Genomic DNA, 25,604 nt, shown 5'->3' on the forward strand with positions numbered 1-25,604 from the left:
TAGCAGCAATGAGCCAGAACGTATACCAATTTATCGACCTGCAGCGCGTTGATCCGCCGAAGAAACCGCTGAAGATCCGCAAGATCGAGTTTATCGAAATTTACGAGCCGTTTTCCGAAGGCCAGGCCAAGGCGCAGGCAGATCGCTGCCTGTCCTGCGGCAACCCGTACTGCGAATGGAAATGCCCGGTGCACAACTACATCCCGAACTGGCTGAAGCTGGCTAACGAAGGACGTATTTTTGAAGCCGCCGAGCTGTCACACCAGACCAACACGCTGCCGGAAGTCTGCGGTCGTGTGTGTCCGCAGGACCGTCTGTGTGAAGGATCCTGTACGTTGAACGATGAGTTCGGCGCGGTAACCATCGGCAACATTGAGCGCTATATCAACGATAAAGCGTTTGAAATGGGCTGGCGCCCGGATATGACCGGCGTTCGCCAGACGGATAAGCGTGTGGCGATTATCGGTGCCGGTCCGGCAGGACTGGCGTGTGCCGATGTGCTGACCCGCAACGGCGTGAAGGCGGTGGTATTTGACCGCCACCCGGAAATCGGCGGTCTGCTGACCTTCGGTATTCCAGCCTTCAAGCTGGAAAAAGAGGTGATGACCCGCCGTCGTGAAATCTTCGCCGGTATGGGCATTGAGTTCAAACTCAACGTAGAAGTGGGTCGTGACGTGCAGCTCGACGCTCTGCTGAAAGATTACGATGCGGTATTCCTCGGCGTCGGAACCTATCAGTCGATGCGCGGCGGGCTGGAAAACGAAGATGCCGATGGCGTATTCGATGCCCTGCCGTTCCTGATTGCCAATACCAAGCAGTTGATGGGCTTTGGCGAAAGCAGCGACGAGCCGTACATCAGTATGGAAGGCAAACGCGTGGTGGTACTGGGCGGCGGTGATACTGCGATGGACTGCGTGCGGACTTCCGTTCGTCAGAACGCCTCACACGTGATTTGCGCCTATCGTCGCGACGAAGAAAACATGCCTGGATCGAAACGCGAAGTAAAAAACGCGCGTGAAGAAGGCGTCGAGTTCCAGTTCAACGTGCAGCCGCTGGGCGTGGAAATTAACGCCAACGGTAAAGTATGCGGTGTGAAAATGGCGCATACTGAAATGGGTGCGCCGGACGCACAAGGCCGCCGCCGTGCGGAGATCGTGCCCGGTTCTGAACACGTGGTACCCGCCGATGCCGTGGTGATGGCATTCGGTTTCCGTCCGCACAGCATGGAATGGCTGGCAAAGCACAGCGTCGAGCTGGATTCGCAGGGCCGCATTATCGCCCCGGAACGCAGCGACAACGCGTTCCAGACCAGCAACCCGAAAATCTTCGCCGGTGGCGACATCGTGCGCGGTTCGGATCTGGTGGTGACGGCAATTGCCGAAGGCCGTAAAGCCGCTGACGGGATCCTGAATTACCTGGAAGTGTAAAAAGTCTCTCTGCTGGCCCCCTGCCAAAATTCACATTGCTGGATGGGGGCCTGTTTTCTTCTGCTTCACACATTCACGTCATTCCTGGAAAGCGACTCGCAAATACTGATGCCCGCACTGGCAGCGATTCCGCCGATCGGCGGGGTGACTATCGCCGACTATCTGTTGAACCATCGTTGCTATGCCGATTTCAGCAAAGCACAATTTATATCCGTAAACTGGATAGCTATCCTGTCCGTTGCATTGGGCATTGCCGCCGGTCACTCTATTCTCGGTATCGTGTCCGTCAACGCTGTACTCGGCGGCGTATTCAGCTATATCCTGCTGAATCCACTTTTTAATCGCAGTCTTGTTCAGTCCACGGAGGTCAGCCATGCAGACTAATACCCTCACTATTCGTCAGGCACGTTTACAGGGTCGCGACGGGTTATGGCAACTCACCATTGAAAACGGGCGTTTTAGCCGTATTGAATCCCAGGAAGCCGCATCTTTACCGCAAGGTGAGGTACTGGACGCCGAAGGTGGACTCGCTATCCCGCCATTCGTCGAGCCGCATATCCATCTGGACACCACGCAAACGGCAGGCGAGCCAAACTGGAATCAGTCGGGTACGCTGTTTGAAGGTATTGAGCGCTGGGCTGAACGTAAAGCGATGCTGACTCACGAAGACGTGAAGACGCGTGCCATGCAGACCCTGAAATGGCAGATGGCCAACGGCATCCAGTATGTTCGTACGCACGTTGACGTTTCCGATCCCACGCTAACGGCACTGAAAGCGATGCTGGAAGTGAAGCAAGAAGTCGCTCCGTGGGTGGAGCTGCAAATTGTGGCGTTCCCACAAGAAGGCATTCTGTCTTACCCCAACGGTGAGGCACTGTTAGAGGAAGCGGTGCGCCTGGGTGCCGACGTGATTGGTGCGATTCCCCACTTTGAATTTACGCGTGAATATGGCGTGGAGTCGCTGCATAAAATTTTCGCCCTGGCCCAGAAGTACGACCGCCTTATCGACGTGCACTGTGACGAAATTGATGATGAACAATCACGCTTTGTTGAAACCGTTGCAGCATTGGCGCATCGCGACGGAATGGGCGGGCGCGTTACTGCCAGCCATACCACAGCGATGCATTCCTACAACGGTGCGTATGCTTCCCGTCTTTTCCGTCTGCTGAAAATGTCAGGTATTAACTTTGTTGCGAATCCTCTGGTGAACATTCACCTGCAGGGACGTTTTGACACCTATCCCAAGCGTCGCGGTGTCACCCGCGTCAAAGAGATGCTGGAGGCAGAGATCAACGTCTGCTTTGGTCATGATGATGTCTTTGATCCGTGGTATCCGCTGGGCACCGCGAATATGCTGCAGGTGCTGCATATGGGATTACACGTGTGCCAACTGATGGGATACGGGCAGATTAATGATGGGCTGAACCTGATAACCACTCACAGCGCAAAAACCCTGCACTTGCAAGACTACGGCCTGATCGTTGGCAACTCCGCTAACCTGGTAATTTTACCGGCAGAGAATGGGTTTGACGCAGTTCGTCGCCAGACACCTGCCCGTTATTCCATTCGCCACGGGCGAGTCATCACCGAGACCGTACCAAGCCAAACAACGCTGCATCTGACGCAACCAGAGGCGGTGACGTTTAAGCGCCAGGCCGTTATTTTCAATGTCGGATAGCGCAAGCCTTGCTATCCGACACAACCTCTCATCGTCAGGCTTGTAATAAGCTGGCGCGCACCTTAATAACAACCTTTTTGATTTCCACCGCATCCTTAACCACGCAGCCCGGTTTATGCAGCTCGCCAGGCATAAACACCGCGAACATCTCCGGTTTCAGGGTAACAACCTGTTCATCGGCAATCTCGCTGCACAGTTGATAATCCTCTTCAACATGCACGTCTTCGCACTGACGTGCGGAACCTGGCAAACCAAACAAAATACGCTCTTCACCTGCCAGCAGCAGTTGGATATCAATATAGCATTCATGCAGCTCCGCCTTTTTTTCTTGTGGCGGTTGCGTGGCGAACTGCATCACGTTCATAAACAGATCGTCGCCTTTCAGTACATAGTGTCCCGGCGCGTTATTCTGCACGTCTGCCGCCAGCGCAAGGGTCAGCGCATCAAGCAGAACAGGGGGTAATCCCGCGGCGGATAGCGACTGTAACTCGCCTAATATCATGATAACTCTCCTTGTGCTAACAATGCTGCGCCCAGCAACCCGGCGTCATGTCGGTAATGTGCTGCGCGCAGTGGGACGTGATACACCGAGGGTTCCTGCGCCAGCAGTGTGCGGACCTGCGTCAGATATCCTTGCGCCAACCCGACGCTGCCACCCACAACTACGCACTGGCAGTCGGTAGACGCTTTGACGTCGGCAATCAGTCGCGCCAGCACCTGTGCAGAATGTGCAATCAACCGCGTGGCCTGTTTATGCCCTTGCACCGCACGCGTAAACACCGTTCTGGCATCGCAACCGGCAAGGTCGCCCTGTGCGGCAGCGGCAATTCCGCGACCAGATGCAATAGCCTCCACGCAGCCGGTACGACCGCAGCCACAGACTGGTCCATTAGGGTCTGCCAACGTATGCCCTAAATGCCCCGCCAGACCACCAGCCCCGGTGAGTAACTTGCCGTTGCTGACCACGCCGCCGCCCACACCTGTCGACACGGTGATAAATACCATGTCGCTTATCTCGTCAGCCATTACGTGGTATTCCGCCCAGGCCGCCGCCTGCGCATCATTGACCGCCATGGTCGGCAAGCCGGTCAACTCTCTTAAGGTTTGTACCAGCGGGAAGTGCATCAGCCCGCCAAGATTGAGCGGATTAATCGCCAGTAGTGTGCCCTCGCGGATAATACCGGTGGAGGCAATGGCAACGCGCTCTGCTTGCGCCTGCAGTGGCTCAATAAGCGTCTGTAACGCGGTCCGCAGGGCATCCGGCGTTTTGCTGGCAGGTGTCGGCAGTTCACGACGTTCGCGGATCTGTAAATCGCAGTCGACCAGTGCAGCGGCCAGTTTGGTGCCGCCAATATCAATCGCCAGCGTTGTCATAGCACGACCTTTTTCAGCGTCAGTTGCTCAAGTAACGACATACTTATTCCCTTACCAAAATAGCCCGGCACAGGACCGGGCAATCGGATTAACTTTTTGATTTCACCAGCGCGTTTTTATCGCTGCCAAACGGCACGGCTCCACTAAACGGTTTACCGTCGATGGCATCATGAGTACGCAGTGCTTCCGGACGCAGCCAGCGCTGCACGCGGGACGGCATATCAAGGCCAATCAGCAGGATCACCACGAAAGTCAGGCTAAACGACAGCGATCCCAGCGCCGTGCCCAGATCCAGACGCTGTGCAATCAGCGCACCGATGATCGGCGCCAGTGCCCCACCCAGCGCACCCACGTTGTAAGTAAAGCCCAGACCCGCCGCACGTTGGTCAGTATCGAAATAACCGCCGATCAGTTTGGGTAAGATCCCGGAGATCCCCTGCCCGAGCATTTGCTGGAAAAACAGCAGCAGACCCAGTACCCAGACGTTGGCACCGCCAATCGCAAACACGGGAATAATCAGCAACTGTGAGGCCAGCAGGCTGTAGACATAGGCTTTGCGCGTACCCAGCCAATCACCCAGAAAACCACCGACACAACAGCCTACCGCCGCCCCAAAGCCGCTGAAGAACAGCACCCTGGCGACCGTCGACGGGTCATACATCAATTCAGTTTTCAGGTAGGTCGGCAGCAACGCCTGAATTGGCCACGAGTAGAGGAAGGCGAACAGCACCACTACCATCAGCATTACGCCCGTCGGCCAGCGTTTACCGCTGCTTTGCACCATAAAGCTAATGAAGATAAACGCGCAGACCAGACCGAGGATCGCCACGATAGCCGCGTTTTGCAGGTTACCGGCAAAACAGAACCACAGCGCGGTTGCGGCGGCGAGCGTCATCAGAATATTAATGACCCGATGTTCACCCCGATAGAGGGTATCCACCATCGTGCGCACCGGCGCTTTGCCTTCGTGTTTTTCCTTCCAGTCTTCGGCTTCCGGAATATTTTTACGCAGCCAGAGGGCGAAGATAATCGGTACAATGCCGATGAAAAACAGCGCCCGCCACCCCCACACCGGTACCACCAGACTGTAGACCTGAGCGGCGATCACGGCCCCCACGGAGAAGCCAGAAATCAGGAAACCACTGGCTTTATTGCGCAACTGTTTAGGCCAGCTTTCAATCACATAGGTCGCACTTGAACCGTACTCACCTGCCATCCCCATACCGATGACCAGGCGAGCAATAAACATGGTGGTGTAGCCCGGTGCAAAACCGCAGGCCAACGTCCCTAGCGAGAACAGAATAATACTGGTGACCATCGCCAGGCGACGCCCGTAGCGATCGCCCATCGCCCCCAGCATCAGCCCGCCAAACCAGCGAGAAATAAAGGCGGCCGAGATCAGGCTGGCAGCCTGCACCGTCGTCAACCCGAATTCACCTTGTACTTCCGTCAGCACAAGGGCAATCAAGACAAAATCAAAACCATCCAGCAAATATCCCAGCCAGGCGGCGGAGAATGCGCGCCATTGTGCCCGGTTGAGATGGCGGTACCACGGAATGCTCTGGGTAGAAGTACTCATGTGACTCTCCCGACGATTTTCATTGTTGTACTGGTGGGCGACTGTGCCTCATCCGGCCTACGGTCTGCCTGTGTAGGCCTGGCAAGCAAAGAGCCCCCGGCAATCCGCTGTTACGCCTTTTCTGCCAGCAGTTGGTCAGCCAGCGCTTTCAGTTCTGGCAGGTACTTTTCGTCAACAGGGGCAAACGGCTTACGACACAGTGGGACGGAAACCACGCCCATATAGTGCAGAACCGTTTTCAGTCCACGGAACACGCCGACTTTAATCAGTAAATCGATAACCTTATTGCACTCGGTTTGCAGCTTTTGTGCCGTCTGGATGTCGCCTTCTTTGAGTGCTTTCACTATTCCCTGATAGCGCCAGCCCATAATGTTGTAGGTACTGCCGATACCACCGTCTGCCCCAGCCAGCAGGCCTGACGCGAAAATTTCGTCATAGCCGTTGTACAGCACCAGATCCGGATGGGCGCGACGGATCTGCTCCATTTGATAGAGATCGCCAGAGGTCTGCTTCAACGCGCCAACACCCGGCAACGTGACCAGCGTGTTGATCTGATCCAGCGTCAGTTTTACGCCGCTCAGCGCCGGGATGTTATAGACCACCATTGGCAAGCCATCAGAGGAATCAATAATTGCACGGTAGTGATCGCAGTGCTCTTCAAAACTGAACGGATAGTAAAACGGTGTGACGGCAGAGACAGCATCAAAGCCGTAGCGATGGGCTGCGCTCGCCAACTGCTGGCTCTCTTCGGTGCTCACCGTGCCCACATGTGCGATAAGCGTGACTTTACCCTTCGCTTCTTCCGCCACGATCTCCAGTACCTGCTCTCTTTCAGCCCGGTTCTGGACAAACGCTTCACCCGTTGAGCCACCGACGTACAGGCCATCAACACCCTGCCCAATGTTGAAACGTACCAGACGACGTAGGCTCTCAATGTCCAGTCGCTGTTGGTTGTCGAATGGGGTTAACAACGCTGGCATTACGCCTCTTAAATCTCTTGCCATAACTACCTCTGTCGATGATTAGTGTTGTCTAATTGCATACCTTTATACCTGTTATACCAGATCAAATAAGCAGCAATACAATACAGAACGCTTATATTGCGATCTGCCTCACTAAACGATCATCAGGATCGCGATCACTTCCTCAATTTTTTATTTTTACCGAAAGCGTGCCAGGTGGCGGACACGCTGTTGAGATGGTCTTGTAATGCGCGGTCTGCTTCATCAGGATCGTGCTGACGAATGGCGTCGACAATAGCAATATGCTGTTGATAACTTAAGCTATTGTGCTCGTATAATTCGCGGTCAGCGACGGTCGGACGTGCGGCGATCAGCCAGTCCAGCAGCGCGACATGGATCGCCATAAAGATAGGATTACCAGGGATCTCCGCCAGCACACGGTGAAAATCCACGTCCGAACGAATGAACAGCGCGTTGTCATCCAGCGACTGGCTGTTAATCTCCAGCGCTTTCGCCAGTCTGTCAATTTGCTCGTCGGTTGCATGCTCGGCGGCGTAACGCACCAGGCTTGACTCAAAGAACAGTCGCAACTGTTCAAAGTGGGCGATGCCGCCGGGATGCGAGAGAAAATCTTTCGCCATCCCCGACAGTTCACCAATGATGGTGTCCGCAGATGGACGCGAAACGCGGGCACGTTCGCCGTTGTTGATTTGCACCAGGCCTTTACGTTTTAACGCCGCCAGGGCTTCTCGCACCGAGGGACGACCGACGTTAAAGAAGGCCATCAGCTCCCGCTCGGACGGCAACTGTTCCCCCTCGCCAAACTCCCGACGACGAATCATCTGTTCCAGTTCTTCTTCAACCATTTCAGACAGTTTTTTACGCGCCAGCGGGCGGTTACGTAAACTACGGCCAATGGTGGATGGAGAGTCTTCAGCTTGCGAATCAAATGCGTTCATAGGGCCCATTCAGCTAAGTCATTGGAGAAAAACAACAGCAGGTTCATCGTAACACAGGATCGAAAGCGGGGTGAAATGGCGGTCAATTGGGTAAAACGACATATTAATAATATATGAAATACAAATATCTTTTCGCCTGCAAGTAGCCTGACGAATTTTAATTCTCGGGAATTACGCCACATTAATGAAATCTGCGAATATGATCGTGAAAAAATATCATAACAACCTATTTTAAAACGAAAAATATTTTATCCTCTATTTTAAAAACACGATATTCACTCCATAAAAAACGGTAAAAAAAATATAACATCCACTTTTATAACAGCGCTATTACCGGATTTATCTTCTTTCCTGCATGGAGTGAAAAAATGTTCGGCATCATACTTTCTGTCATCGTTCTATTAACGATGGGTTACCTGATCCTCAAAAACTACAAACCCCAGGTGGTCCTTGCGGCTGCAGGGATCTTCTTAATGATCTGCGGAGTCTGGCTGGGATACGGTGCGCTGGTTGCACCCGAGAAAAGCAGCGGCTACCTGCTGGTTGATATTTATAACGAAATTCTGCGCATGCTCTCCAGTCGCGCCGCAGGTTTGGGGCTGTCTATTATGGCCGTCGGTGGCTATGCCCGCTATATGGACAGGATGGGAGCCAGCCGGGCGATGGTAAGCCTGCTGAGTCGTCCGCTAAAGCTTATCCGCTCACCGTATATCGTGCTGGCCGCCACCTATGTGATCGGTCAGATCATGGCACAGTTCATTACCAGCGCCTCCGGGTTAGGGATGTTGCTGATGGTCACACTCTTCCCAACGCTGGTCAGCCTTGGCGTAAGCCGTTTATCGGCAGTAGCGGTCATTGCCACGTCAATGTCGATTGAATGGGGTATTCTGGAAACTAACTCGATTTTTGCCGCACAGGTGGCGGGAATGAAGATTGCCACCTACTTCTTTCATTACCAACTACCTGTGGCCTCGTGCGTGATAATCGCTGTCGCGATTGCACACTTTTTTGTACAGCGTCGGTTTGACCGCAAGTCGGCACCAGAAAGCATTGGCTTTGCCGAACAAAAGGTGCTGGAAGATGTTCCGCCGCTCTATTACGCCATTTTACCAGTGATGCCACTGATTCTGATGCTAGGCTCTCTGTTCCTTGCGCATAGTGGATTAATGAAAGCAGAGCTGAATCTGGTGGTGGTAATGCTGATGAGCATGACAGTCACCATGCTTGTCGAATTCTTTCGCACACACAATCTGCGCGAAACCATGGATGATGTGCAGGCGTTTTTTGACGGTATGGGCACCCAGTTCGCCAATGTCGTTACGCTGGTTGTCGCCGGTGAGATCTTTGCCAAAGGCTTAACCACCATAGGCACCGTCGACGCGGTGATTAGGGGCGCGGAGCATTCCGGGCTTGGCGGTATCGGCGTGATGATCATCATGGCTGTAGTCATCGCGGCCTGCGCCATTGTCATGGGCTCCGGTAACGCACCGTTTATGTCATTCGCCAGCCTGATCCCGGACATCGCCGCAGGGCTGCATATTCCGGCGGTGGTAATGATTATGCCAATGCACTTTGCCACCACGCTGGCCCGCGCGGTTTCACCGATTACTGCGGTTATTGTGGTGACCTCCGGCATTGCTGGCGTATCGCCTTTTGACGTGGTTAAACGCACGGCGATCCCGATGGCGGTAGGATTTGTGGTGAATATGATAGCCACGATTGTGCTGTTTTATTGATAGCTGGCACAGAAAACAAAACAGGCCCGAATGGGCCTGTTTGATTCTATTTCACTACGCGTAGCGCCGGACGCCCACCACGCGGAGGTGGCGGCGTGTCATCCGGGTCGTTGTCATCACCGTGATCGGGCTTATCGCCATCAATGACGGACATGACCGTTTCGCTTTCAAAGCCGGACGCATCGTTGTCGTCATCATTTAAGCTGGCGACATCTTCGTCGTAGGCCGCTTCTGGCTCGAACATGGTACCTGCGCCGTTTTCACGGGCATAGATAGCCAGGACCGCAGCCAGCGGCACGGAAACCTGACGCGGTATGCCGCCAAAGCGCGCGTTAAAACGCACTTCGTCGTTTGCCAGTTCCAGGTTGCCCACTGCACGTGGAGCAATATTCAGAACAATTTGCCCGTCACGCGCATATTCCATGGGAACCTGCACATCCGGAAGCGTCACATCCACCACCAGGTGCGGCGTGAGCTGGTTGTCCAACAACCACTCATAGAATGCGCGCAGCAGATACGGACGGCGCGGTGATAGCTGTGGCAAATCCATACAGATTAACCCCGGCCCAGACGCATTTCACGTTCAGGCTCAGTCAGAGAAGCCAGGAAAGAGTCACGTTCAAATACGCGGGTCATATACCCTTTCAGCTCTTTCGAACCCGCACCGCTGAATTCAATACCCAGTTGCGGTAAACGCCACAGCAGTGGTGCCAGGTAGCAGTCTACCAGGCTGAACTCATCGCTCAGGAAATACGGTTTCTGACTAAACACTGGCGCAATCGCCAGCAGCTCTTCACGCAGTCGCTTACGCGCGACGTCCGCTTCAGAAGCAGAACCGTTTACGATGACGTTCATCAGCGTATACCAGTCTTTTTCAATACGCTGCATGTACAGGCGGCTTTCACCACGCGCAACCGGGTAAACCGGCATCAGCGGCGGATGCGGGAAACGCTCATCCAGGTATTCCATAATGATGCGAGATTCCCATAGGGTCAGCTCACGATCCACCAGTGTCGGTACGCTCTGATTCGGGTTGAGGTCGATCAGATCCTGAGGTGGATTGTCTTTCTCCACATGCTCAATCTCGAAACTAACACCTTTCTCCGCCAGTACAATGCGGACCTGATGGCTATAGATGTCAGTAGGACCAGAAAACAGCGTCATTACCGAACGTTTGTTGGCAGCGACAGCCATGAAAACCTCCAGGTATATTAAGAATTTTACTGCTACCAGCCACCAGGTGGCCAGTCAGAAGTGATGTCACCCAGATTCGGAAAAGCCATTGCTGTTCAAAATACAAACAAAAAATGAACAATACCGGACATTTGGGCAGAAAATTGGATGATAGTTTACCAGATTTTGTGACCTTTGTGGTGAGTCGATTCTGGAAATGGGAAAAAAGAGGTGGCAATCAGCAGATTACCGTGCTTATTCGCGGGTAAAAATCCATAAAAAAACCCGCCGAGGCGGGTTTTTTCGCAAATTGCAATCTGCCGAAGCAGAAACCAATTAACGCTTGGAGAACTGAGGACGACGACGTGCTTTACGCAGGCCGACTTTCTTACGTTCAACTTCACGAGCATCACGAGTAACGAAGCCTGCTTTACGCAGTTCGCCACGCAGTGACTCGTCATATTCCATCAGTGCGCGGGTGATACCGTGACGGATCGCACCAGCTTGACCAGAAATACCACCACCTTTAACGGTGATGTACAGGTCCAGTTTACCAATCATGTCGACCAGTTCCAGCGGCTGACGAACTACCATGCGGGCAGTTTCACGACCGAAGTACTGTTCCAGAGAACGTTGATTGATAACGATTTTACCACTGCCCGGTTTGATGAAAACGCGAGCTGCAGAACTTTTGCGGCGACCAGTGCCGTAGTATTGATTTTCAGCCATTGCCTATAATCCCGATTAGATGTCAAGAACTTGCGGTTGCTGTGCCGCGTGGTTGTGCTCATTGCCCGCGTAAACTTTCAGTTTACGGTACATTGCACGACCCAGCGGGCCTTTTGGCAGCATGCCTTTAACCGCGATTTCAATCACACGCTCAGGATGGCGAGCAATCATCTCTTCAAAGGTCGCTTCTTTAAGACCACCGACGTAGCCACTGTGACGGTAGTACATTTTGTCAGTACGCTTGTTGCCAGTTACCGCAACTTTGTCAGCGTTCAGAACGATGATGTAATCACCGGTATCTACGTGCGGAGTGTATTCCGCTTTGTGCTTACCGCGCAGGCGCAGAGCCAGTTCGGAAGCCAGACGGCCCAGAGTTTTACCGGTCGCGTCAACAACATACCAGTCGCGTTTTACGGTTTCTGGTTTAGCTGTAAAAGTTTTCATTAAAAGCTTACCCAAATAAATTAGTTACACGTTGGTGAACACCCAAACGTTTTGTCAGTTGAGGTTCACACGACATTGTCCAGCAAACCTACCCCTTCGAATAGCCTATGCCGGCACATAGAAAGTTTTGGGAAAAAAACTCTCTCGTAACGTGGGGTCGCAAGATTATAGAGAAGTCAGGGTCAAAGATCGACCCCTTTATGTGATTTGCGATGGGTTTAACCGGCTAAATGTTCGCGCTTCAGATACTCTTCGCTTTGCATCTCCTGCAAACGCGACAAACAGCGCTGGAATTCAAACTTTAGGCGCTCTCCCCGGTAGATCTCATATAAAGGAACTGCCGCGCTCACCACCAGCTTGACGTGACGCTCGTAGAACTCATCGACCAGCGCGATAAAGCGCCGGGCTTCGCTCTCCATCAACGACGTCATCACTGGGACGTCAGAGAGCAACACGGTGTGAAACAGGCGCGATAGCGCAATATAGTCGTGCTGACTGCGGGCATCGACGCACAGGGTAGTAAACGAGACGGCCAGCGTTTGGTTTTCGACGGCCAGTGTCTGCATCGGGCGATGATTTATCTCAAGCGTCGGCGCATGTTCACTTTTGCTTCCCGCTAACGCCAGCCACAGCTTATCCATCTGCCGTTGGGTTTCATCATTCAGCGGCGATAACCATAAATGCGCCTGGGTTAACGTACGCAGACGGTAATCAACTCCGGCATCCACATTCATGATGTCGCAGTACTGTTTAATAGCCTCAATCGCCGGAAGAAAGCGGGCACGTTGCAGACCATTGCGGTACAGGTCATCAGGCGGAATATTGGATGTCGCCACGAGCGTGATGCCGCGGGCGAACAGCGCTTTCATTAATCCACCGAGCAGCATCGCATCGGTGATATCCGAGACAAAAAACTCATCAAAGCACAGCACGTCAGTTTCTGCCTTAAAGCGGTCGGCAATCACTTCCAGCGGGTCGCTTTGCCCTTGCAGGGCGGTCAACTCTTCATGTACGCGCAGCATAAAGCGGTGAAAGTGCAAACGCTGTTTACGCGTGCCCGGCAGGCTATGGTAGAAAAGGTCCATCAGCCAGGTTTTCCCGCGCCCCACGCCCCCCCACATATACAGACCACGCACCGGCGTGCTCTCCGTCGGTTCACGTTTACCCAAAAATTTGCTAAAGCGAGCAATCAGCCCACTCTCCTGCAACGCAGGACGGGTTGGGGCAGTCAGTTCCTGGAAAATAATATCCAGTCGATTCACTGCCTCTTGCTGTACGTTGTCGGGTTGATGACTGCCGTCGTTGAGGGCCTGCAGGTAACGCGATGTCGGGGAAAAGCTTTGCATGATGTTATTGTTATTCCTTGAGAATCGATGTGCCGTCGCTCACGGTTGACGAAAAAAAGGCCGTTCTACACTACGCGATATAAAGTCGGGATTCCACTTCTACGGGATTAGCGGTTATAGTGGCATAATCAGGCGCAGGCATGGAGCCTAAAGCCAACACCCTACGGAAACACAAGACAACGGGAGATGTTCATGACCTGGGAATATGCGCTAATTGGGTTAGTCGTCGGTATCATTATTGGTGCCGTAGCCATGCGTTTTGGTAATCGTAAATTACGCCAACAGCAGGCATTGCAGTACGAACTGGAAAAAAACAAAGCTGAGCTGGAAGAGTATCGTGAAGAGCTGGTAAGCCACTTTGCCCGCAGCGCTGAGCTACTGGATAACATGGCCGACGACTATCGTCAGATCTACCAACATATGGCAAAAAGTTCCAGCAACCTGCTGCCGGGTATGTCGCCAGAATCCAACCCGTTCCGTAACCGTCTGGCAGAGTCTGAAGCAGGCAACGATCAGGCACCGGTTCAGATGCCACGCGACTATTCCGAAGGGGCCTCCGGCCTGCTGCGTAGTGGCGCAAAGCGCGACTAACTGCACATCGTTAAGAAATTTATTGGGCGCAGCAATTGCGCCCTCCGCTTCTCTTCCCGTCCCAGCTATTATTTAGTCGTTAGCCGCATTGTGACCAAACCGAAAATTCAATAACATCAAACTGTTTTGAATCATCTTCCGTTTACTCAAGGTACGAGAGCAGGATCAATGAAAAAACAAACCCAGCTGTTGAGTGCATTAGCGTTAAGTGTCGGGTTAACTCTCTCGGCGCCGTTTCAGGCCATTGCGTCGATACCCGGCCAGGTTCCCGGTCAAGCCGCACTCCCCAGCCTCGCACCAATGCTGGAGAAAGTGTTACCTGCGGTCGTGAGCGTGAGGGTCGAAGGTACCGCCGCGCAGGGGCAGAAAGTCCCGGAAGAATTCAAAAAATTTTTTGGCGATGACCTACCCGATCAGCCGTCACAACCGTTCGAAGGCCTGGGTTCAGGAGTCATCATCGACGCCGCCAAAGGCTACGTGCTAACCAATAACCACGTTATTAATCAGGCACAGAAGATCAGTATCCAGCTCAACGACGGTCGCGAGTTTGACGCCAAGCTGATTGGTAGCGACGATCAGAGCGATATCGCCCTGCTGCAAATCCAGCACCCTAGCAACCTGACACAAATTGCCATCGCCGACTCCGACAAACTCCGCGTGGGTGATTTTGCCGTCGCCGTCGGCAACCCGTTCGGGCTGGGGCAAACGGCAACTTCCGGCATCGTCTCGGCATTGGGTCGCAGCGGCCTGAATCTGGAAGGCCTGGAAAACTTTATTCAGACCGACGCGTCCATTAACCGGGGTAACTCCGGTGGGGCGCTGCTTAACCTGAACGGTGAACTGATCGGTATTAACACGGCCATTCTGGCACCGGGCGGCGGCAGTATCGGTATTGGCTTTGCCATTCCCAGCAACATGGCACGCACGCTGGCGCAGCAGTTAATGCAGTTTGGCGAAATCAAACGCGGCCTGCTGGGGATTAAAGGGACGGAAATGACCGCCGACATCGCCAAAGCGTTCAAGCTGGATGTGCAGCGCGGCGCGTTTGTCAGCGAAGTTCTGCCGAACTCCGGCTCCGCGAAGGCAGGCGTGAAATCCGGTGACGTCATTACCAGCCTCAACGGCAAGCCGTTGAATAGTTTTGCCGAGTTACGCTCGCGTATTGCCACCACTGAACCGGGCACCAAGGTTAAACTGGGTCTGCTACGTAACGGTAAGCCGTTGGAGGTGGAGGTCACGCTGGATACCAGCACGTCGTCGTCCGCCAGCGCGGAAATGATCGCCCCGGCGTTACAAGGTGCAACGCTTAGCGACGGTCAGTTAAAAGACGGCACTAAAGGCATCAAGATTGATAACGTCGAAAAAAGCAGCCCAGCCGCGCAAGCCGGTCTGCACAAAGATGACGTTATCATCGGTGTAAACCGCGATCGCGTGAACTCCATTGCCGAAATGCGCAAGGTGCTGGAAGCAAAACCGTCGATCATCGCGTTGCAGGTGGTACGCGGTAACGAGAATATTTATCTGCTCCTGCGTTAAGCTTGTAGACCGGACATCAGCCCACCGTGTGATGTCCGGTAAACTCGTGATATGCTGCTGCCGTTCCCCTTTTTAATGACGCCGCTATCATGTTTGTGAAGCTTTTACGTTCGGTCGCGATTGGTTTAATCGTCGGCGCCATTCTGCTGGCCGCGATGCCCTCTCTGCGCAAAATTAATACGCTTACAGCACCCCAGTTTGACAGTGCTGATGAAATGCCTGCCAGCTATAACCCGGCGGTTCGCCGTGCCGCACCCGCCGTTGTTAACGTGTATAACCGCAGTATGAACAGCACGACGCACAACCAACTCGAGATCCGCACACTCGGCTCCGGCGTTATCATGGATCAGCGCGGCTATATCATCACCAACAAACACGTGATTAATGATGCCGACCAAATCATCGTCGCTCTGCAGGATGGACGCGTGTTTGAAGCGCTGCTGGTCGGCTCCGATACCCTGACTGACCTGGCGGTGCTGAAAATCAACGCCTCTGGCGGGCTGCCCACAATCCCTATCAACAACAAACGGATACCGCACATTGGCGACGTCGTTCTTGCTATCGGGAACCCGTACAACCTCGGGCAAACCATTACTCAGGGGATCATCAGCGCCACCGGTCGTATTGGCCTGAACCCCACGGGACGGCAAAACTTTCTGCAAACGGACGCCTCTATCAACCACGGCAACTCCGGCGGGGCGCTGGTCAACTCGCTGGGTGAGCTGATGGGCATTAACACCCTGTCGTTTGATAAGAGCAACGATGGCGAAACGCCGGAAGGGATCGGCTTTGCTATTCCCTTCCAGTTAGCAACCAAGATTATGGATAAGCTGATTCGTGATGGTCGCGTCATTCGCGGGTACATCGGGATTAGCGGTCGCGAGATTGCGCCACTGCACGCGCAGGGCGGCGGAATGGATCAAATTCAGGGGATTGTGGTTAACGAAGTCTCCCCGGATGGCCCGGCGGCACAGGCAGGCATTCAGGTTAACGATCTGATTATCTCGGTCAATAATAAACCGGCCGTCTCTGCGCTGGAAACCATGGACCAGGTGGCGGAAATTCGCCCAGGCTCGGTGATCTCCGTCGTCGTGATGCGTGATGATAAACAGTTAACGTTGCAGGTCACCATTCAGGAATACCCGGCCACCAATTAACATCACGCCTTCCCCACTTACCAAAAAAAACCGGAGCACAATTAGCTCCGGTTTTTATTAGGCGATATCGTAGGGACTTAGCACGTAATGCCTGATGGCGCTACGCTTATCAGGCCTACAAATACACGCTGACCGTAGGCCGGATAAGGTGTTTACACCGCCATCCGGCATCCGGACCCTTTTCGCGTTACTTAACGAACTCTTCGCCCAGGGTGATATCTTTCTTCAGCGTGTCGAGCATGCCTTCCAGCGAGCTCTGTTCAAACGCGCTCAGTTTGCCGATAGACTGGCGCTCTTCTACGCCGTTTTTGCCCAGCAGCAGCGGTTGAGAGAAGAAACGAGCGTACTGGCCGTCACCTTCAACGTATGCACATTCCACCACGCCTTTTTCGCCGCTCAGCGCGCGAACCAGCGACAGACCGAAACGTGCTGCGGCCTGGCCCATAGACAGGGTTGCGGAACCGCCACCGGCTTTAGCCTCGACGACTTCAGTACCCGCATTCTGGATACGTTTGGTCAGTTCAGCCGCTTCTTGCTCGGTGAAGCTTACGCCTGGGATCTGTGACAGCAGTGGCAGAATGGTTACGCCAGAGTGTCCGCCGATAACCGGAACTTCAACGTCGGTCGGCTGCTTGCCTTTCAGTTCCGCCACAAAGGTGTTGGAGCGGATGATGTCCAGCGTGGTCACGCCAAACAGTTTGTTCTTGTCGTAAACGCCTGCTTTTTTCAGCACTTCTGCAGCGATTGCAACGGTGGTGTTCACCGGGTTAGTGATGATACCGATGCATGCTTTCGGGCAGGTGGTCGCAACCTGCTGAACCAGATTCTTCACGATACCTGCGTTGACGTTAAACAGGTCGGAACGGTCCATACCCGGTTTACGCGCGACGCCTGCGGAGATCAGTACCACGTCAGCACCTTCCAGTGCCGGGGTCGCATCTTCGCCGCTGAAACCTTTGATTTTCACAGCAGTAGGGATGTGGCTCAAATCAACGGCCACACCAGGCGTTACTGGAGCGATGTCGTACAGGGAGAGTTCTGAACCTGAAGGCAGTTGGGTTTTTAACAGTAATGCTAGCGCCTGACCGATTCCACCAGCAGCGCCGAGGACTGCAACTTTCATCCTAAACTCCTTATTATATTGATAAGCAAAGTGTCTATTGCTCCGCGGCGGCGACCATAATTCACAAATTCAATGAACACAACAACCACGCGTCAAGAATGCGTAGTCACGCAAATTTGGCTTTTATGCATTTAATTTACGTAAAATAAAACCTAAGTTACGTAATTCAAAACGACTCGCACAGTAGAGCAACTTTCCAACAGGTGCTGACAATATACCTAACTGCCCCCTCAAAACAACATCAATTTGATAACAATTGATTTACTTTTAAGCTTATTTGCGTGGCGTGACATAGGCATGTTTCTTGATAACGAAATTTGATAAAATTCCGCTCTTTCATAACATTATTTCAGCCCTAAATGGGGAAGACCGTTTGCATAAAAATTCATCTGTATGCACAATAATGTTGTTTCTACCGCCATATTACGGGTGACTTATGCGAAGCTCGGCTAAACAAGAAGAATTAGTTAAGGCGTTTAAAGCGCTTCTCAAAGAAGAAAAATTCAGCTCTCAGGGTGAAATCGTCCTCGCATTGCAGGATCAGGGCTTTGATAATATCAACCAGTCCAAGGTTTCACGCATGCTGACCAAGTTTGGCGCCGTGCGTACCCGCAATGCCAAAATGGAAATGGTGTACTGCCTTCCGGCTGAATTGGGGGTTCCGACGACCTCCAGTCCACTGAAAAATCTGGTGCTGGACATTGACTACAACGATGCCGTGGTGGTCATTCATACCAGCCCAGGCGCCGCACAGTTGATTGCACGTCTGCTGGATTCACTGGGTAAAGCAGAAGGTATCCTCGGCACTATTGCGGGCGACGATACCATCTTCACCACGCCGGCGATGGGGTTCTCGGTAAAAGATCTGTACGAAGCTATTCTGGAACTGTTCGAACAAGAGCTGTGATCCCCTCCCCGTCGCATCGCGTGGCGGGGAAAAACCTTTCTTTCTGACTCCTGACCTCTCATTTCCTCTGCCTGTCATTTAACAAATAGTGCGTTTCACCATCCAAAAACATTCACACAGTGAATACTTCGAAATAAAAACGCACAAATTGCGAAATTAACTATCATCTTGAATTTAGTGTACTTTTTAAAATAATGAGTTCAATTATGCGTTTTTAATTCCAATAAGTTATTAAAACCACATTTCTTAACACTTAATTACAGCAGAAACCATTAGCGTGGTATTAATTTATCGAGTGATTAGTGTATACTTGATTTTGTGATGAGGGTCACGAAACGAAGACCCCAATAAAAGAATTCGACGAGGTAAATATCATGAAAATCAAAACGACTGTTGCAACCTTAAGCCTTCTTTCCGTTCTCTCTTTTGGCGCCAGTGCGGCGGTTAATCAGGTGAACACACAAGAAGCACAGAATTTGCAATCTATGGGTACCATCTCTGTTTCTCAGATTGGCAGCTCACCGATGGATATGCGTCAGGAAATCGTCGCCAAAGCTGAAAAAGCAGGCGCCAGCAGCTACCGCGTGACCGAACTGCGCGAAGGCGCGCATTGGCACGCAACCGCTGAACTGTACAAATAAACCCTCGTCGTCTGGTCCGAGACGACTTGCCCCCGCCTGTCGGGGGCTTTTTTATGCCTTACATTGAATGACGGACGTTAAAGCGTAATTGCCCTTCCAGCTCTTCTTCTGCTTCATCAAACAGCAATATCAGCGCACCGTAGCGTCGGCGCTGTTTGTCTGGCAAATGAACAAACTCAATTTCCAGTGGCAGGGGTAGAATATCGCCCATCACCACTTCCCACAGCGAATCGAGATCGCTCACCTTTTCCCGGGCAAGGCCGAATGCCCGCGTAAACTCGCGGTAGAAATCACCTTGTTCTTCAATCTCGTCAAAATCAAATGTATAGATGTTCATCTATAGCTACCATCCCAACGCCAGTCGCTCTACAGGCTCTCTCTATGCAGGGATTCCCGCACATCAGGTAAGTATAGCCATAAAAAAACCGACGCTTCTGGCGTCGGTTTATCAGTCTTAACTGTTGGTCAGTGCATGCTGGTATTTGTGGAGCATACCGGTGAGTCGCTTCACCGGCTCCGTCACCTGAGGCGGCGCTTGCCAGAGGGTTAACTTCTCCTGATAGACATCAAGCTCCTCCAGCAACTGGCTAAAGTAGCGTCGGCGTTTGTCGTCGCTCCCTGCGGATATGATGTGATCGGCAGTACGTCGCAGTTGACGGTGAAAGGCGGATAAATCCTCGTTTACCGGTACCGGTGCATCGCGCAGACGCTGGTGTGCGATGATCATCGTCAGCGCCAAACGAAACTTCGCCAGGTCACCGGGGAATTTGTTCATCAGCAAAAAGAGCTGCTGGTAAAGCGCCGGGAGATGGTTTTCTTTGCGACGAACCACATTGGTGGTCATCGCTGAAACTGCCGCCGACACGAACTGATTAAGCAGCACGCGACCGGTTCTGTCACGCGAGTTATCACGCACCAGTAAGATCACCAGAAACGCCAACACGCATCCGACAATCTGCCCAAGCGCACTGTCGAGGAACTGGCTAAAGTGGAAGGTCATCGGGTTATCCAGCACGATGATGTTAATGGTACTGGCCAGCGCGCCCATTGAGCCCAGACGTCGCTTCTGAACCTCGATACCGAGAAAGAACCCCAGCACCGCCAGGCTCAGGCACAGTAACAACATACTTTGCTGCGTATTGGGGATGATCACCAGAAAGTAGAGCGCACCCAGCGGTAACGCCGCCAGCGTGCCGTAAATAAAGTCGATTGCCACCATCCGCGGGTTGGGTAAACGCATCGCCAGTGAGGTCACCACCGCAATCATCACCATTGCGCCGCTACCTGACGTCCAGCCAGTCCACAGCCAGAACAAGGTGCCCAGCACGCAGGACAGCGTGGTGCGCCAGAAGTTGACCATCGCATGGTGGCGTTCGGCGGATTCCACTTTCACCAGCGGCTCGCCCTGTAGGATCTCTTCTTCCGTAGCGCTGATTTTCGTGTTGCTAATCACCCCTCGTTTCAGCAGCAGGTAACGGGTTGCCGCACTGGCCCAACTATAAAGGGTCACCGGCGTTTCACGCTCGCCGGTCCAGACCATCACCCGGCGCATGCGCTTCAGTTGTTTATGCACATCCTGCACAGTTTCCACCGGCGTATCGAACAGCTCACGGAAGGTATCCGTAATCAGTTCCGGACGCGTGTTCTGGATAAGATAGGTTTCACAGGATTGGGTAATCAACGTCAGTGACAGCGTGTTCAGCGCTTTGAGCCTGCGGTTGGCGCGCCCCCAGCGTGAGGACTCCATATTCAGGTTACTGCGCATGCCTTCCAGCGCCGCAGTCCGACGAACTAAATCGCCCCAGGCTTTGTCCACTTCTTCACTGTCACCATGCTTAATACACAGTTGCATAAGCCGATACTGCGCCACCAGAAGGCTGTCCAGTTCAACGTCAATTTCTTGTTTCACCGAGCGGGGAGAAAAGAGCAGATCAGCAACAATGGCGCAAACAATACCGATCACAATCTCGCTGCAGCGCTCGAGGGCAAATTGCGGTGTCAGCAGGGGCTCAGCCTGAATAGTAATGACGATAATCAGCGCCGTATAGCCCGAAAGCCCCCAGGCATAGGAGTTCTCGATCTTCACCAGCGAAGAGATCCAGGTACAAAAACCGGCCCAGACACAGCACACGAGGATCATCAGCAGCGGCGCACGGATCATGCTGATGATAATCACCAGGGCCGCAATACAGCCGATAAACGTGCCGATAATACGCAGCATCCCACGATAGCGGATCGCACCCGAATAAGGTTCCCCTCCGGCGGCAAAAGCCGGGCCAGCCGCCACAATCGCCGCGGTCAACACCGCCCAGCGCGGGGTCTCAAGCTGAAAATGAAAGCCAACGAACAGCGCCAGCACAATGGCGCATGCCAGTTTTAACGCAAAGCGGATATGCTGATTGGCAATGGAGAAAATGCCCATCGCGATTAACCAAACTCGCGCAGACGGTGCGCCATTTTACGGAAGAAGGACTCCTGGCTGGCATCGCGATCCTGCTTCCCGGTAATGACCACAGTCGCCGTGGTCCCGGCTGGCCACAACGTTCCCTGCTGGTCATCAAGACGGACGCGCACTGGCACACGCTGAGCCAGTCGCACCCATTCAAGGTTGGAGTCAATGGTCGCCATGCCTTTCGCATCCTGCGTACTGCTGGCATTCGTCACGCCCGCCGCCACGCTATCAACGGTACCTTTCAAAACCTTGTTGCTGCCAAGCGGCGTAATTTCAGCGCGATACCCCGGACGCACACCTTCCAGCTTGGTCTCTTCCATATAAGCCAGCACGTAGAAAGAGTGCTGTTTGACCAGCGCCACCGCCGTCGAACCACGGGTAATAAACTCACCGGAATAGACGTTAAGATTCGTCACCCAGCCGTCGGCTGGCGCACGGATAACCGTACGTTCAAGATCGAGTTTTGCCAGATCGCGGGTCGCCTGCGCCTTCGCCAGCTGATGTAATACGGTTTGCAGCACGTTATTCGACTGGTCAATCTCTTCGCGGGACATGGCCTGAACGCCAAGACGGTTACGACGCCCCGCTTCCTGGCGTTTTTCCTGCGCCAGGACCTGATAATAGGCGACGTCCGCTTCGGCTTGTTCGAGGGCTTTTTTATAGCGCGGTTGGTCGATGGTGAACAGGACCTGATCCTTTTTCACCAGCTGGTTATCATGCACGTTAACGTGAGTAATCAGGCCCGCGACGTCCGGGGCGATAGCAACAACCTCAGCACTAAAACGCGCATCACGCGTCCACGGCGACTCGGTGTAATAGACCCATGCGCGGAAAATAGCGATAAAAGCCAGAATGACCAGTACGAGAGTCATGGCCGTACGGGAGAGTTTTCTTGTTAGTGTTTTCACTTCAACCTCAAACGAACAGGCGCGTTATTAGATAGAACAGACAGCAATACAGCGCGGTGTTAAACAGGGCCGGATGCCAGACAAAATCATAGATGCCAGTTGGAACCAGCACCCGGCGCACCAGCCAGAAAATCGCCAGTGACAAAAGTAACTCGAAAAAAATCGGTGGGAAGGAAAGACCAAACACCACGATAACGGGAAACAGACTCATGTTGACCTTGGTAGCTTAAGAGAGTGCAGGCGATCGTTTATTGAGCGTATGTCGCCGCAGAGAAGGGCAAGGATGAGCCAGGCGAGAGCGACATAGCTGTTATTTGAATAATAATATATTAACGTAACTGTTATGCTGTTATCTATATTATGTGATCTAAATCACTTTTAAGCCAGAGTGAACAATGGAACGATTAAAACGTATGTCGGTGTTCGCCAAAGTCGTCGAATTTGGCTCCTTCACTGCCGCAGCCAGACAGCTGCAAATGAGCGTTTCATCGATAAGCCAGACGGTATCAAAACTGGAAGATGAACTGCAGGTTAAGCTGCTAAACCGCAGTACACGCAGCATTGGGCTGACCGAGGCCGGAAAAATCTATTATCAGGGCTGCCGTCGCATGCTGCACGAAGTGCAGGACGTTCATGAGCAACTCTACGCGTTTAACAACACGCCAATCGGTACACTACGGATCGGCTGTTCTTCAACTATGGCACAAAATGTCCTCGCCGGACTGACCGCAAAAATGCTGAAAGAGTACCCCGGACTGGCGGTCAATCTGGTCACCGGCATCCCGGCCCCGGACTTAATTGCTGACGGTCTGGACGTGGTTATCCGTGTGGGCGCTCTCCAGGACTCCAGTCTTTTTTCACGTCGTCTGGGGACGATGCCAATGGTGGTTTGTGCCGCTAAAAGCTATCTCGCCCAGTTTGGCATTCCGGAAAAGCCCGCCGATCTCAGCAGCCATTCGTGGCTGGAATACAGCGTGCGTCCAGATAATGAATTTGAGCTTATTGCCCCGGAAGGGATTTCAACCCGACTGATCCCGCAGGGACGCTTCGTAACCAACGATCCCATGACGCTGGTGCGTTGGCTGGCCGCAGGAGCGGGGATTGCCTATGTCCCGCTGATGTGGGTGATCAATGAGATCAATCGTGGTGAATTGGAGGTCCTGCTTCCCCGCTACCAGTCTGATCCGCGTCCGGTTTACGCGCTGTATACGGAAAAAGACAAACTGCCGCTCAAGGTGCAGGTGGTGATTAACTCTCTCACAGATTATTTTGTCGATGTGGCGCAGTTGTTTCAGGGGATGTACGGCAGAGGTAAAGATAAATAAAAATGCCCGGTGGCGCTTCGCTTACCGGGCCTACGGTCGGTGCAGATATGTAGGCCGGATAAAACGCGAAGCGTTGCCATCCGGCATGTACAGTTACGCGGTACCGCCTACGGTAAGGCTATCTACCTTCAACGTCGGCTGACCCACGCCCACTGGCAGACTCTGCCCTTCTTTACCGCAAACGCCGACGCCGTTATCCAGTTTAAGGTCATTACCCACCATCGAAACCTGCTGCATCGCTTCGATGCCGGAGCCGATCAGCGTCGCACCTTTCACCGGCTTGGTCACTTTACCGTTTTCAATCAGATACGCTTCAGACGTTGAGAACACAAACTTCCCGGACGTGATGTCCACCTGACCGCCGCCGAAGTTCGGAGCATAAATACCGTATTCAACGGACTCAATAATTTCCTGCGGCGTAGATTTACCCGGCAGCATATAGGTATTGGTCATGCGCGGCATTGGCAAATGTGCGTAAGATTCACGACGTCCGTTACCGGTCGGCGCTACACCCATCAGACGCGCGTTCAGCTTGTCCTGCATATAGCCTTTCAGAATACCGTTTTCAATCAGGACATTGTACTGGCCAGGCGTACCTTCATCATCAATAGCCACTGAACCACGGCGATCCGCCATCGTGCCGTCATCCACGATGGTGCACAGCTCAGATGCCACCAGCTCACCCATGTGGCCGCTAAAGACTGATGTCCCACGACGATTGAAGTCACCTTCAAGGCCATGACCGACCGCTTCGTGCAGCAGCACGCCCGGCCAGCCTGCACCCAGCACGACCGGTAGTGCGCCTGCTGGCGCGGCTACCGCGGAGAGATTCACCAGCGCCATGCGCACGGCTTCTTTCGCCCATGCATCGGCACGGACTTCGCCGTCAAGGGAGGCGAGGAAATAGTCATAGCCAAAACGACCACCACCGCCGCTAGCGCCACGTTCACGCTTACCGTCATCTTCAACCTGCACGCTAACGGACAGGCGCACCAGAGGACGAACATCAGCCGCCAACGTACCGTCAGTCGCCGCAACCAGAATCAGCTCATAAACGCCGGTCAAGCTAGCGGTCACTTCCTGCACACGTTTGTCGGCGGCACGCGCGACCTTATCAACGCGACGCAGAATATCCAGCTTCTCTTCACGGCTCATGCTCTGCAACGGATCAAGTGAGGTATAAAGCGCCTGATGCTCTACTGCACCCAGCGTTTTCACTTTGCCATCACCGTTGTCGCGCACAATAGTACGGGCAGCAAGAGCACTTTGCTCCAGCGCCAGCAGACTTATCTGGTCCGCATAGGCAAACCCGGTTTTTTCGCCGCTGATGGCACGCACACCAACGCCCTGATCGATGTTGTAAGAACCATCTTTAATGATGCGGTCTTCTAAAACCCAGGATTCGTGATAGCTCGACTGAAAATAGAGATCGCCGTAATCAAGACGGCGTTCGGCCAGTTGGCCCAGAATGGCAAACAGGTCCTGATGTTTCAGGCCATTCGCCGCTAGCAATTGTTCACTTACCAGGTTCAGACTCATCGTTTTGCTACTCATTAG

At 53.2% G+C, this 25,604-nt stretch carries 26 protein-coding genes; 10 read left to right on the forward strand and 16 right to left on the reverse strand.

The features are described from left to right. The first annotated feature begins 8 nt into the window (after positions 1 to 8). From QNN86_RS17420 to QNN86_RS17430, 3 genes are read left to right on the forward strand one after another with little or no spacing between them, the layout of a single operon-like run. Positions 9 to 1,427: an FAD-dependent oxidoreductase gene (locus QNN86_RS17420; RefSeq protein WP_182270905.1), complete on the forward strand. Its 1,419-nt coding sequence runs from the start codon at positions 9 to 11 to the stop codon at positions 1,425 to 1,427. Between the two features lie 42 nt (positions 1,428 to 1,469). Next, positions 1,470 to 1,811: a cytosine permease gene (locus QNN86_RS17425; protein ID WP_414211942.1), complete on the forward strand. Its 342-nt coding sequence runs from the start codon at positions 1,470 to 1,472 to the stop codon at positions 1,809 to 1,811. After that, on the forward strand, positions 1,801 to 3,105 hold the full coding sequence (locus tag QNN86_RS17430) for a cytosine deaminase (protein ID WP_414211944.1): 1,305 nt from the start codon (positions 1,801 to 1,803) through the stop codon (positions 3,103 to 3,105). Before QNN86_RS17425 ends, QNN86_RS17430 begins: the two co-directional genes overlap by 11 nt. 34 nt (positions 3,106 to 3,139) lie before the next feature. Here QNN86_RS17430 and nanQ read toward each other — a convergent pair whose 3' ends face one another. From nanQ to nanR, 5 genes are all read right to left on the reverse strand, one after another. Further along, positions 3,140 to 3,607 carry an N-acetylneuraminate anomerase gene (gene nanQ / locus QNN86_RS17435; RefSeq protein ID WP_414211946.1) on the reverse strand — a complete coding sequence of 156 codons (468 nt, stop codon included), beginning with the start codon at positions 3,605 to 3,607 and terminating at the stop codon, positions 3,140 to 3,142. Further along, positions 3,604 to 4,479, reverse strand: coding sequence for an N-acetylmannosamine kinase (nanK, locus tag QNN86_RS17440; RefSeq protein ID WP_414211948.1), 876 nt, complete (start codon positions 4,477 to 4,479; stop codon positions 3,604 to 3,606). Before nanK ends, nanQ begins: the two co-directional genes overlap by 4 nt. Before the next feature lie 88 nt (positions 4,480 to 4,567). After that, positions 4,568 to 6,058 carry a sialic acid transporter NanT gene (nanT, locus tag QNN86_RS17445; protein WP_414211950.1) on the reverse strand — a complete coding sequence of 497 codons (1,491 nt, stop codon included), beginning with the start codon at positions 6,056 to 6,058 and terminating at the stop codon, positions 4,568 to 4,570. Positions 6,059 to 6,168: 110 nt separating this feature from the next. Continuing rightward, positions 6,169 to 7,062, reverse strand: coding sequence for an N-acetylneuraminate lyase (gene nanA / locus QNN86_RS17450; protein WP_414211952.1), 894 nt, complete (start codon positions 7,060 to 7,062; stop codon positions 6,169 to 6,171). Between the two features lie 134 nt (positions 7,063 to 7,196). After that, positions 7,197 to 7,988, reverse strand: a complete 792-nt coding sequence (gene nanR / locus QNN86_RS17455; RefSeq protein ID WP_414211954.1) for a transcriptional regulator NanR — start codon at positions 7,986 to 7,988, stop codon at positions 7,197 to 7,199. Between the two features lie 359 nt (positions 7,989 to 8,347). Here nanR and dcuC point away from each other — a divergent pair, with 359 nt between their 5' ends. After that, positions 8,348 to 9,715: an anaerobic C4-dicarboxylate transporter DcuC gene (gene dcuC, locus QNN86_RS17460; RefSeq protein ID WP_181618016.1), complete on the forward strand. Its 1,368-nt coding sequence runs from the start codon at positions 8,348 to 8,350 to the stop codon at positions 9,713 to 9,715. A gap of 46 nt (positions 9,716 to 9,761) precedes the next feature. Here the strand turns inward: dcuC and sspB are convergent, their stop codons facing one another. The 5 genes from sspB to zapE form a co-directional block, all read right to left on the reverse strand. After that, positions 9,762 to 10,265, reverse strand: a complete 504-nt coding sequence (gene sspB / locus QNN86_RS17465) for a ClpXP protease specificity-enhancing factor (protein WP_181618017.1) — start codon at positions 10,263 to 10,265, stop codon at positions 9,762 to 9,764. 5 nt (positions 10,266 to 10,270) lie between these two features. After that, the gene (sspA, locus tag QNN86_RS17470; protein WP_096755483.1) at positions 10,271 to 10,909 is read right to left on the reverse strand and encodes a stringent starvation protein SspA; all 639 of its coding nucleotides are present in this window, start codon (positions 10,907 to 10,909) and stop codon (positions 10,271 to 10,273) included. A 315-nt stretch (positions 10,910 to 11,224) separates the two neighbouring features. After that, entirely contained in the window at positions 11,225 to 11,617 is a 393-nt protein-coding gene (rpsI, locus tag QNN86_RS17475) for a 30S ribosomal protein S9 (RefSeq protein ID WP_062774136.1), read from the reverse strand. 15 nt (positions 11,618 to 11,632) lie between these two features. Beyond that, a complete protein-coding gene (gene rplM / locus QNN86_RS17480) occupies positions 11,633 to 12,061 on the reverse strand; it encodes a 50S ribosomal protein L13 (RefSeq protein WP_096755482.1) in 429 nt (142 codons plus the stop codon). A 218-nt stretch (positions 12,062 to 12,279) separates the two neighbouring features. Next, positions 12,280 to 13,407: a cell division protein ZapE gene (gene zapE, locus QNN86_RS17485; protein WP_181596180.1), complete on the reverse strand. Its 1,128-nt coding sequence runs from the start codon at positions 13,405 to 13,407 to the stop codon at positions 12,280 to 12,282. A 192-nt stretch (positions 13,408 to 13,599) separates the two neighbouring features. On the opposite strand from zapE, the gene zapG reads away from it, so the two are divergent. The 3 genes from zapG (at position 13,600) to degS (ending at position 16,691) form a co-directional block, all read left to right on the forward strand. Beyond that, positions 13,600 to 13,998: a Z-ring associated protein ZapG gene (gene zapG, locus QNN86_RS17490; protein WP_045448139.1), complete on the forward strand. Its 399-nt coding sequence runs from the start codon at positions 13,600 to 13,602 to the stop codon at positions 13,996 to 13,998. Positions 13,999 to 14,166: 168 nt separating this feature from the next. After that, complete coding sequence (gene degQ, locus QNN86_RS17495; RefSeq protein ID WP_096755480.1) at positions 14,167 to 15,534, forward strand: serine endoprotease DegQ; 1,368 nt, start codon at positions 14,167 to 14,169, stop codon at positions 15,532 to 15,534. Positions 15,535 to 15,623: 89 nt separating this feature from the next. Next, a complete protein-coding gene (gene degS / locus QNN86_RS17500; protein ID WP_414211959.1) occupies positions 15,624 to 16,691 on the forward strand; it encodes an outer membrane-stress sensor serine endopeptidase DegS in 1,068 nt (355 codons plus the stop codon). A 187-nt stretch (positions 16,692 to 16,878) separates the two neighbouring features. On the opposite strand, the gene mdh is transcribed toward degS, so the two are convergent. Next, on the reverse strand, positions 16,879 to 17,814 hold the full coding sequence (gene mdh / locus QNN86_RS17505) for a malate dehydrogenase (protein ID WP_181618019.1): 936 nt from the start codon (positions 17,812 to 17,814) through the stop codon (positions 16,879 to 16,881). Positions 17,815 to 18,250: 436 nt separating this feature from the next. On the opposite strand from mdh, the gene argR reads away from it, so the two are divergent. Both argR and yhcN-B read left to right on the forward strand, forming a co-directional pair. After that, a complete protein-coding gene (gene argR / locus QNN86_RS17510; protein ID WP_096755477.1) occupies positions 18,251 to 18,721 on the forward strand; it encodes a transcriptional regulator ArgR in 471 nt (156 codons plus the stop codon). Positions 18,722 to 19,095: 374 nt separating this feature from the next. After that, entirely contained in the window at positions 19,096 to 19,362 is a 267-nt protein-coding gene (yhcN-B, locus tag QNN86_RS17515; RefSeq protein WP_096755476.1) for a DUF1471 family stress response protein YhcN-B, read from the forward strand. A gap of 58 nt (positions 19,363 to 19,420) precedes the next feature. On the opposite strand, the gene QNN86_RS17520 is transcribed toward yhcN-B, so the two are convergent. From QNN86_RS17520 to aaeX, 4 genes are all read right to left on the reverse strand, one after another. Then, positions 19,421 to 19,699, reverse strand: a complete 279-nt coding sequence (locus tag QNN86_RS17520; RefSeq protein WP_181618020.1) for a hypothetical protein — start codon at positions 19,697 to 19,699, stop codon at positions 19,421 to 19,423. 117 nt (positions 19,700 to 19,816) lie between these two features. After that, entirely contained in the window at positions 19,817 to 21,784 is a 1,968-nt protein-coding gene (gene aaeB / locus QNN86_RS17525) for a p-hydroxybenzoic acid efflux pump subunit AaeB (protein WP_181618021.1), read from the reverse strand. Between the two features lie 5 nt (positions 21,785 to 21,789). Next, the gene (gene aaeA / locus QNN86_RS17530; RefSeq protein WP_096755473.1) at positions 21,790 to 22,722 is read right to left on the reverse strand and encodes a p-hydroxybenzoic acid efflux pump subunit AaeA; all 933 of its coding nucleotides are present in this window, start codon (positions 22,720 to 22,722) and stop codon (positions 21,790 to 21,792) included. Positions 22,723 to 22,729: 7 nt separating this feature from the next. Next, a complete protein-coding gene (gene aaeX, locus QNN86_RS17535; protein ID WP_003025177.1) occupies positions 22,730 to 22,933 on the reverse strand; it encodes a p-hydroxybenzoic acid efflux pump operon protein AaeX in 204 nt (67 codons plus the stop codon). A 184-nt stretch (positions 22,934 to 23,117) separates the two neighbouring features. Here aaeX and aaeR point away from each other — a divergent pair, with 184 nt between their 5' ends. Beyond that, positions 23,118 to 24,047 carry an HTH-type transcriptional activator AaeR gene (aaeR, locus tag QNN86_RS17540; protein WP_414211964.1) on the forward strand — a complete coding sequence of 310 codons (930 nt, stop codon included), beginning with the start codon at positions 23,118 to 23,120 and terminating at the stop codon, positions 24,045 to 24,047. A 93-nt stretch (positions 24,048 to 24,140) separates the two neighbouring features. Here aaeR and tldD read toward each other — a convergent pair whose 3' ends face one another. Then, positions 24,141 to 25,586 (reverse strand): metalloprotease TldD, encoded by a 1,446-nt coding sequence (gene tldD, locus QNN86_RS17545; protein WP_096759323.1) that lies wholly within the window; start codon positions 25,584 to 25,586, stop codon positions 24,141 to 24,143. Positions 25,587 to 25,604: the final 18 nt, after the last annotated feature.

This window comes from Citrobacter sp. C348 (genome assembly GCF_047467975.1).
Classification (GTDB): domain Bacteria; phylum Pseudomonadota; class Gammaproteobacteria; order Enterobacterales; family Enterobacteriaceae; genus Citrobacter; species Citrobacter gillenii.

Bases quoted from the DNA above. Each gene is read 5' to 3' on its own strand.
- nanA (WP_414211952.1), bottom strand. From the start codon at position 7,062: ATGGCAAGAGATTTAAGAGGCGTAATGCCAGCGTTGTTAACCCCATTC.
- aaeR (WP_414211964.1), top strand. From the start codon at position 23,118: ATGGAACGATTAAAACGTATGTCGGTGTTCGCCAAAGTCGTCGAATTT.
- mdh (WP_181618019.1), bottom strand. From the start codon at position 17,814: ATGAAAGTTGCAGTCCTCGGCGCTGCTGGTGGAATCGGTCAGGCGCTA.
- rplM (WP_096755482.1), bottom strand. From the start codon at position 12,061: ATGAAAACTTTTACAGCTAAACCAGAAACCGTAAAACGCGACTGGTAT.
- nanK (WP_414211948.1), bottom strand. From the start codon at position 4,479: ATGACAACGCTGGCGATTGATATTGGCGGCACCAAACTGGCCGCTGCA.
- aaeB (WP_181618021.1), bottom strand. From the start codon at position 21,784: ATGGGCATTTTCTCCATTGCCAATCAGCATATCCGCTTTGCGTTAAAA.
- zapG (WP_045448139.1), top strand. From the start codon at position 13,600: ATGACCTGGGAATATGCGCTAATTGGGTTAGTCGTCGGTATCATTATT.
- QNN86_RS17425 (WP_414211942.1), top strand. From the start codon at position 1,470: ATGGGGGCCTGTTTTCTTCTGCTTCACACATTCACGTCATTCCTGGAA.
- sspB (WP_181618017.1), bottom strand. From the start codon at position 10,265: ATGGATTTGCCACAGCTATCACCGCGCCGTCCGTATCTGCTGCGCGCA.
- QNN86_RS17520 (WP_181618020.1), bottom strand. From the start codon at position 19,699: ATGAACATCTATACATTTGATTTTGACGAGATTGAAGAACAAGGTGAT.
- yhcN-B (WP_096755476.1), top strand. From the start codon at position 19,096: ATGAAAATCAAAACGACTGTTGCAACCTTAAGCCTTCTTTCCGTTCTC.
- dcuC (WP_181618016.1), top strand. From the start codon at position 8,348: ATGTTCGGCATCATACTTTCTGTCATCGTTCTATTAACGATGGGTTAC.
- nanR (WP_414211954.1), bottom strand. From the start codon at position 7,988: ATGGGCCCTATGAACGCATTTGATTCGCAAGCTGAAGACTCTCCATCC.
- nanQ (WP_414211946.1), bottom strand. From the start codon at position 3,607: ATGATATTAGGCGAGTTACAGTCGCTATCCGCCGCGGGATTACCCCCT.
- tldD (WP_096759323.1), bottom strand. From the start codon at position 25,586: ATGAGTCTGAACCTGGTAAGTGAACAATTGCTAGCGGCGAATGGCCTG.
- degQ (WP_096755480.1), top strand. From the start codon at position 14,167: ATGAAAAAACAAACCCAGCTGTTGAGTGCATTAGCGTTAAGTGTCGGG.
- degS (WP_414211959.1), top strand. From the start codon at position 15,624: ATGTTTGTGAAGCTTTTACGTTCGGTCGCGATTGGTTTAATCGTCGGC.
- aaeX (WP_003025177.1), bottom strand. From the start codon at position 22,933: ATGAGTCTGTTTCCCGTTATCGTGGTGTTTGGTCTTTCCTTCCCACCG.
- sspA (WP_096755483.1), bottom strand. From the start codon at position 10,909: ATGGCTGTCGCTGCCAACAAACGTTCGGTAATGACGCTGTTTTCTGGT.
- zapE (WP_181596180.1), bottom strand. From the start codon at position 13,407: ATGCAAAGCTTTTCCCCGACATCGCGTTACCTGCAGGCCCTCAACGAC.
- QNN86_RS17430 (WP_414211944.1), top strand. From the start codon at position 1,801: ATGCAGACTAATACCCTCACTATTCGTCAGGCACGTTTACAGGGTCGC.
- argR (WP_096755477.1), top strand. From the start codon at position 18,251: ATGCGAAGCTCGGCTAAACAAGAAGAATTAGTTAAGGCGTTTAAAGCG.
- QNN86_RS17420 (WP_182270905.1), top strand. From the start codon at position 9: ATGAGCCAGAACGTATACCAATTTATCGACCTGCAGCGCGTTGATCCG.
- rpsI (WP_062774136.1), bottom strand. From the start codon at position 11,617: ATGGCTGAAAATCAATACTACGGCACTGGTCGCCGCAAAAGTTCTGCA.
- nanT (WP_414211950.1), bottom strand. From the start codon at position 6,058: ATGAGTACTTCTACCCAGAGCATTCCGTGGTACCGCCATCTCAACCGG.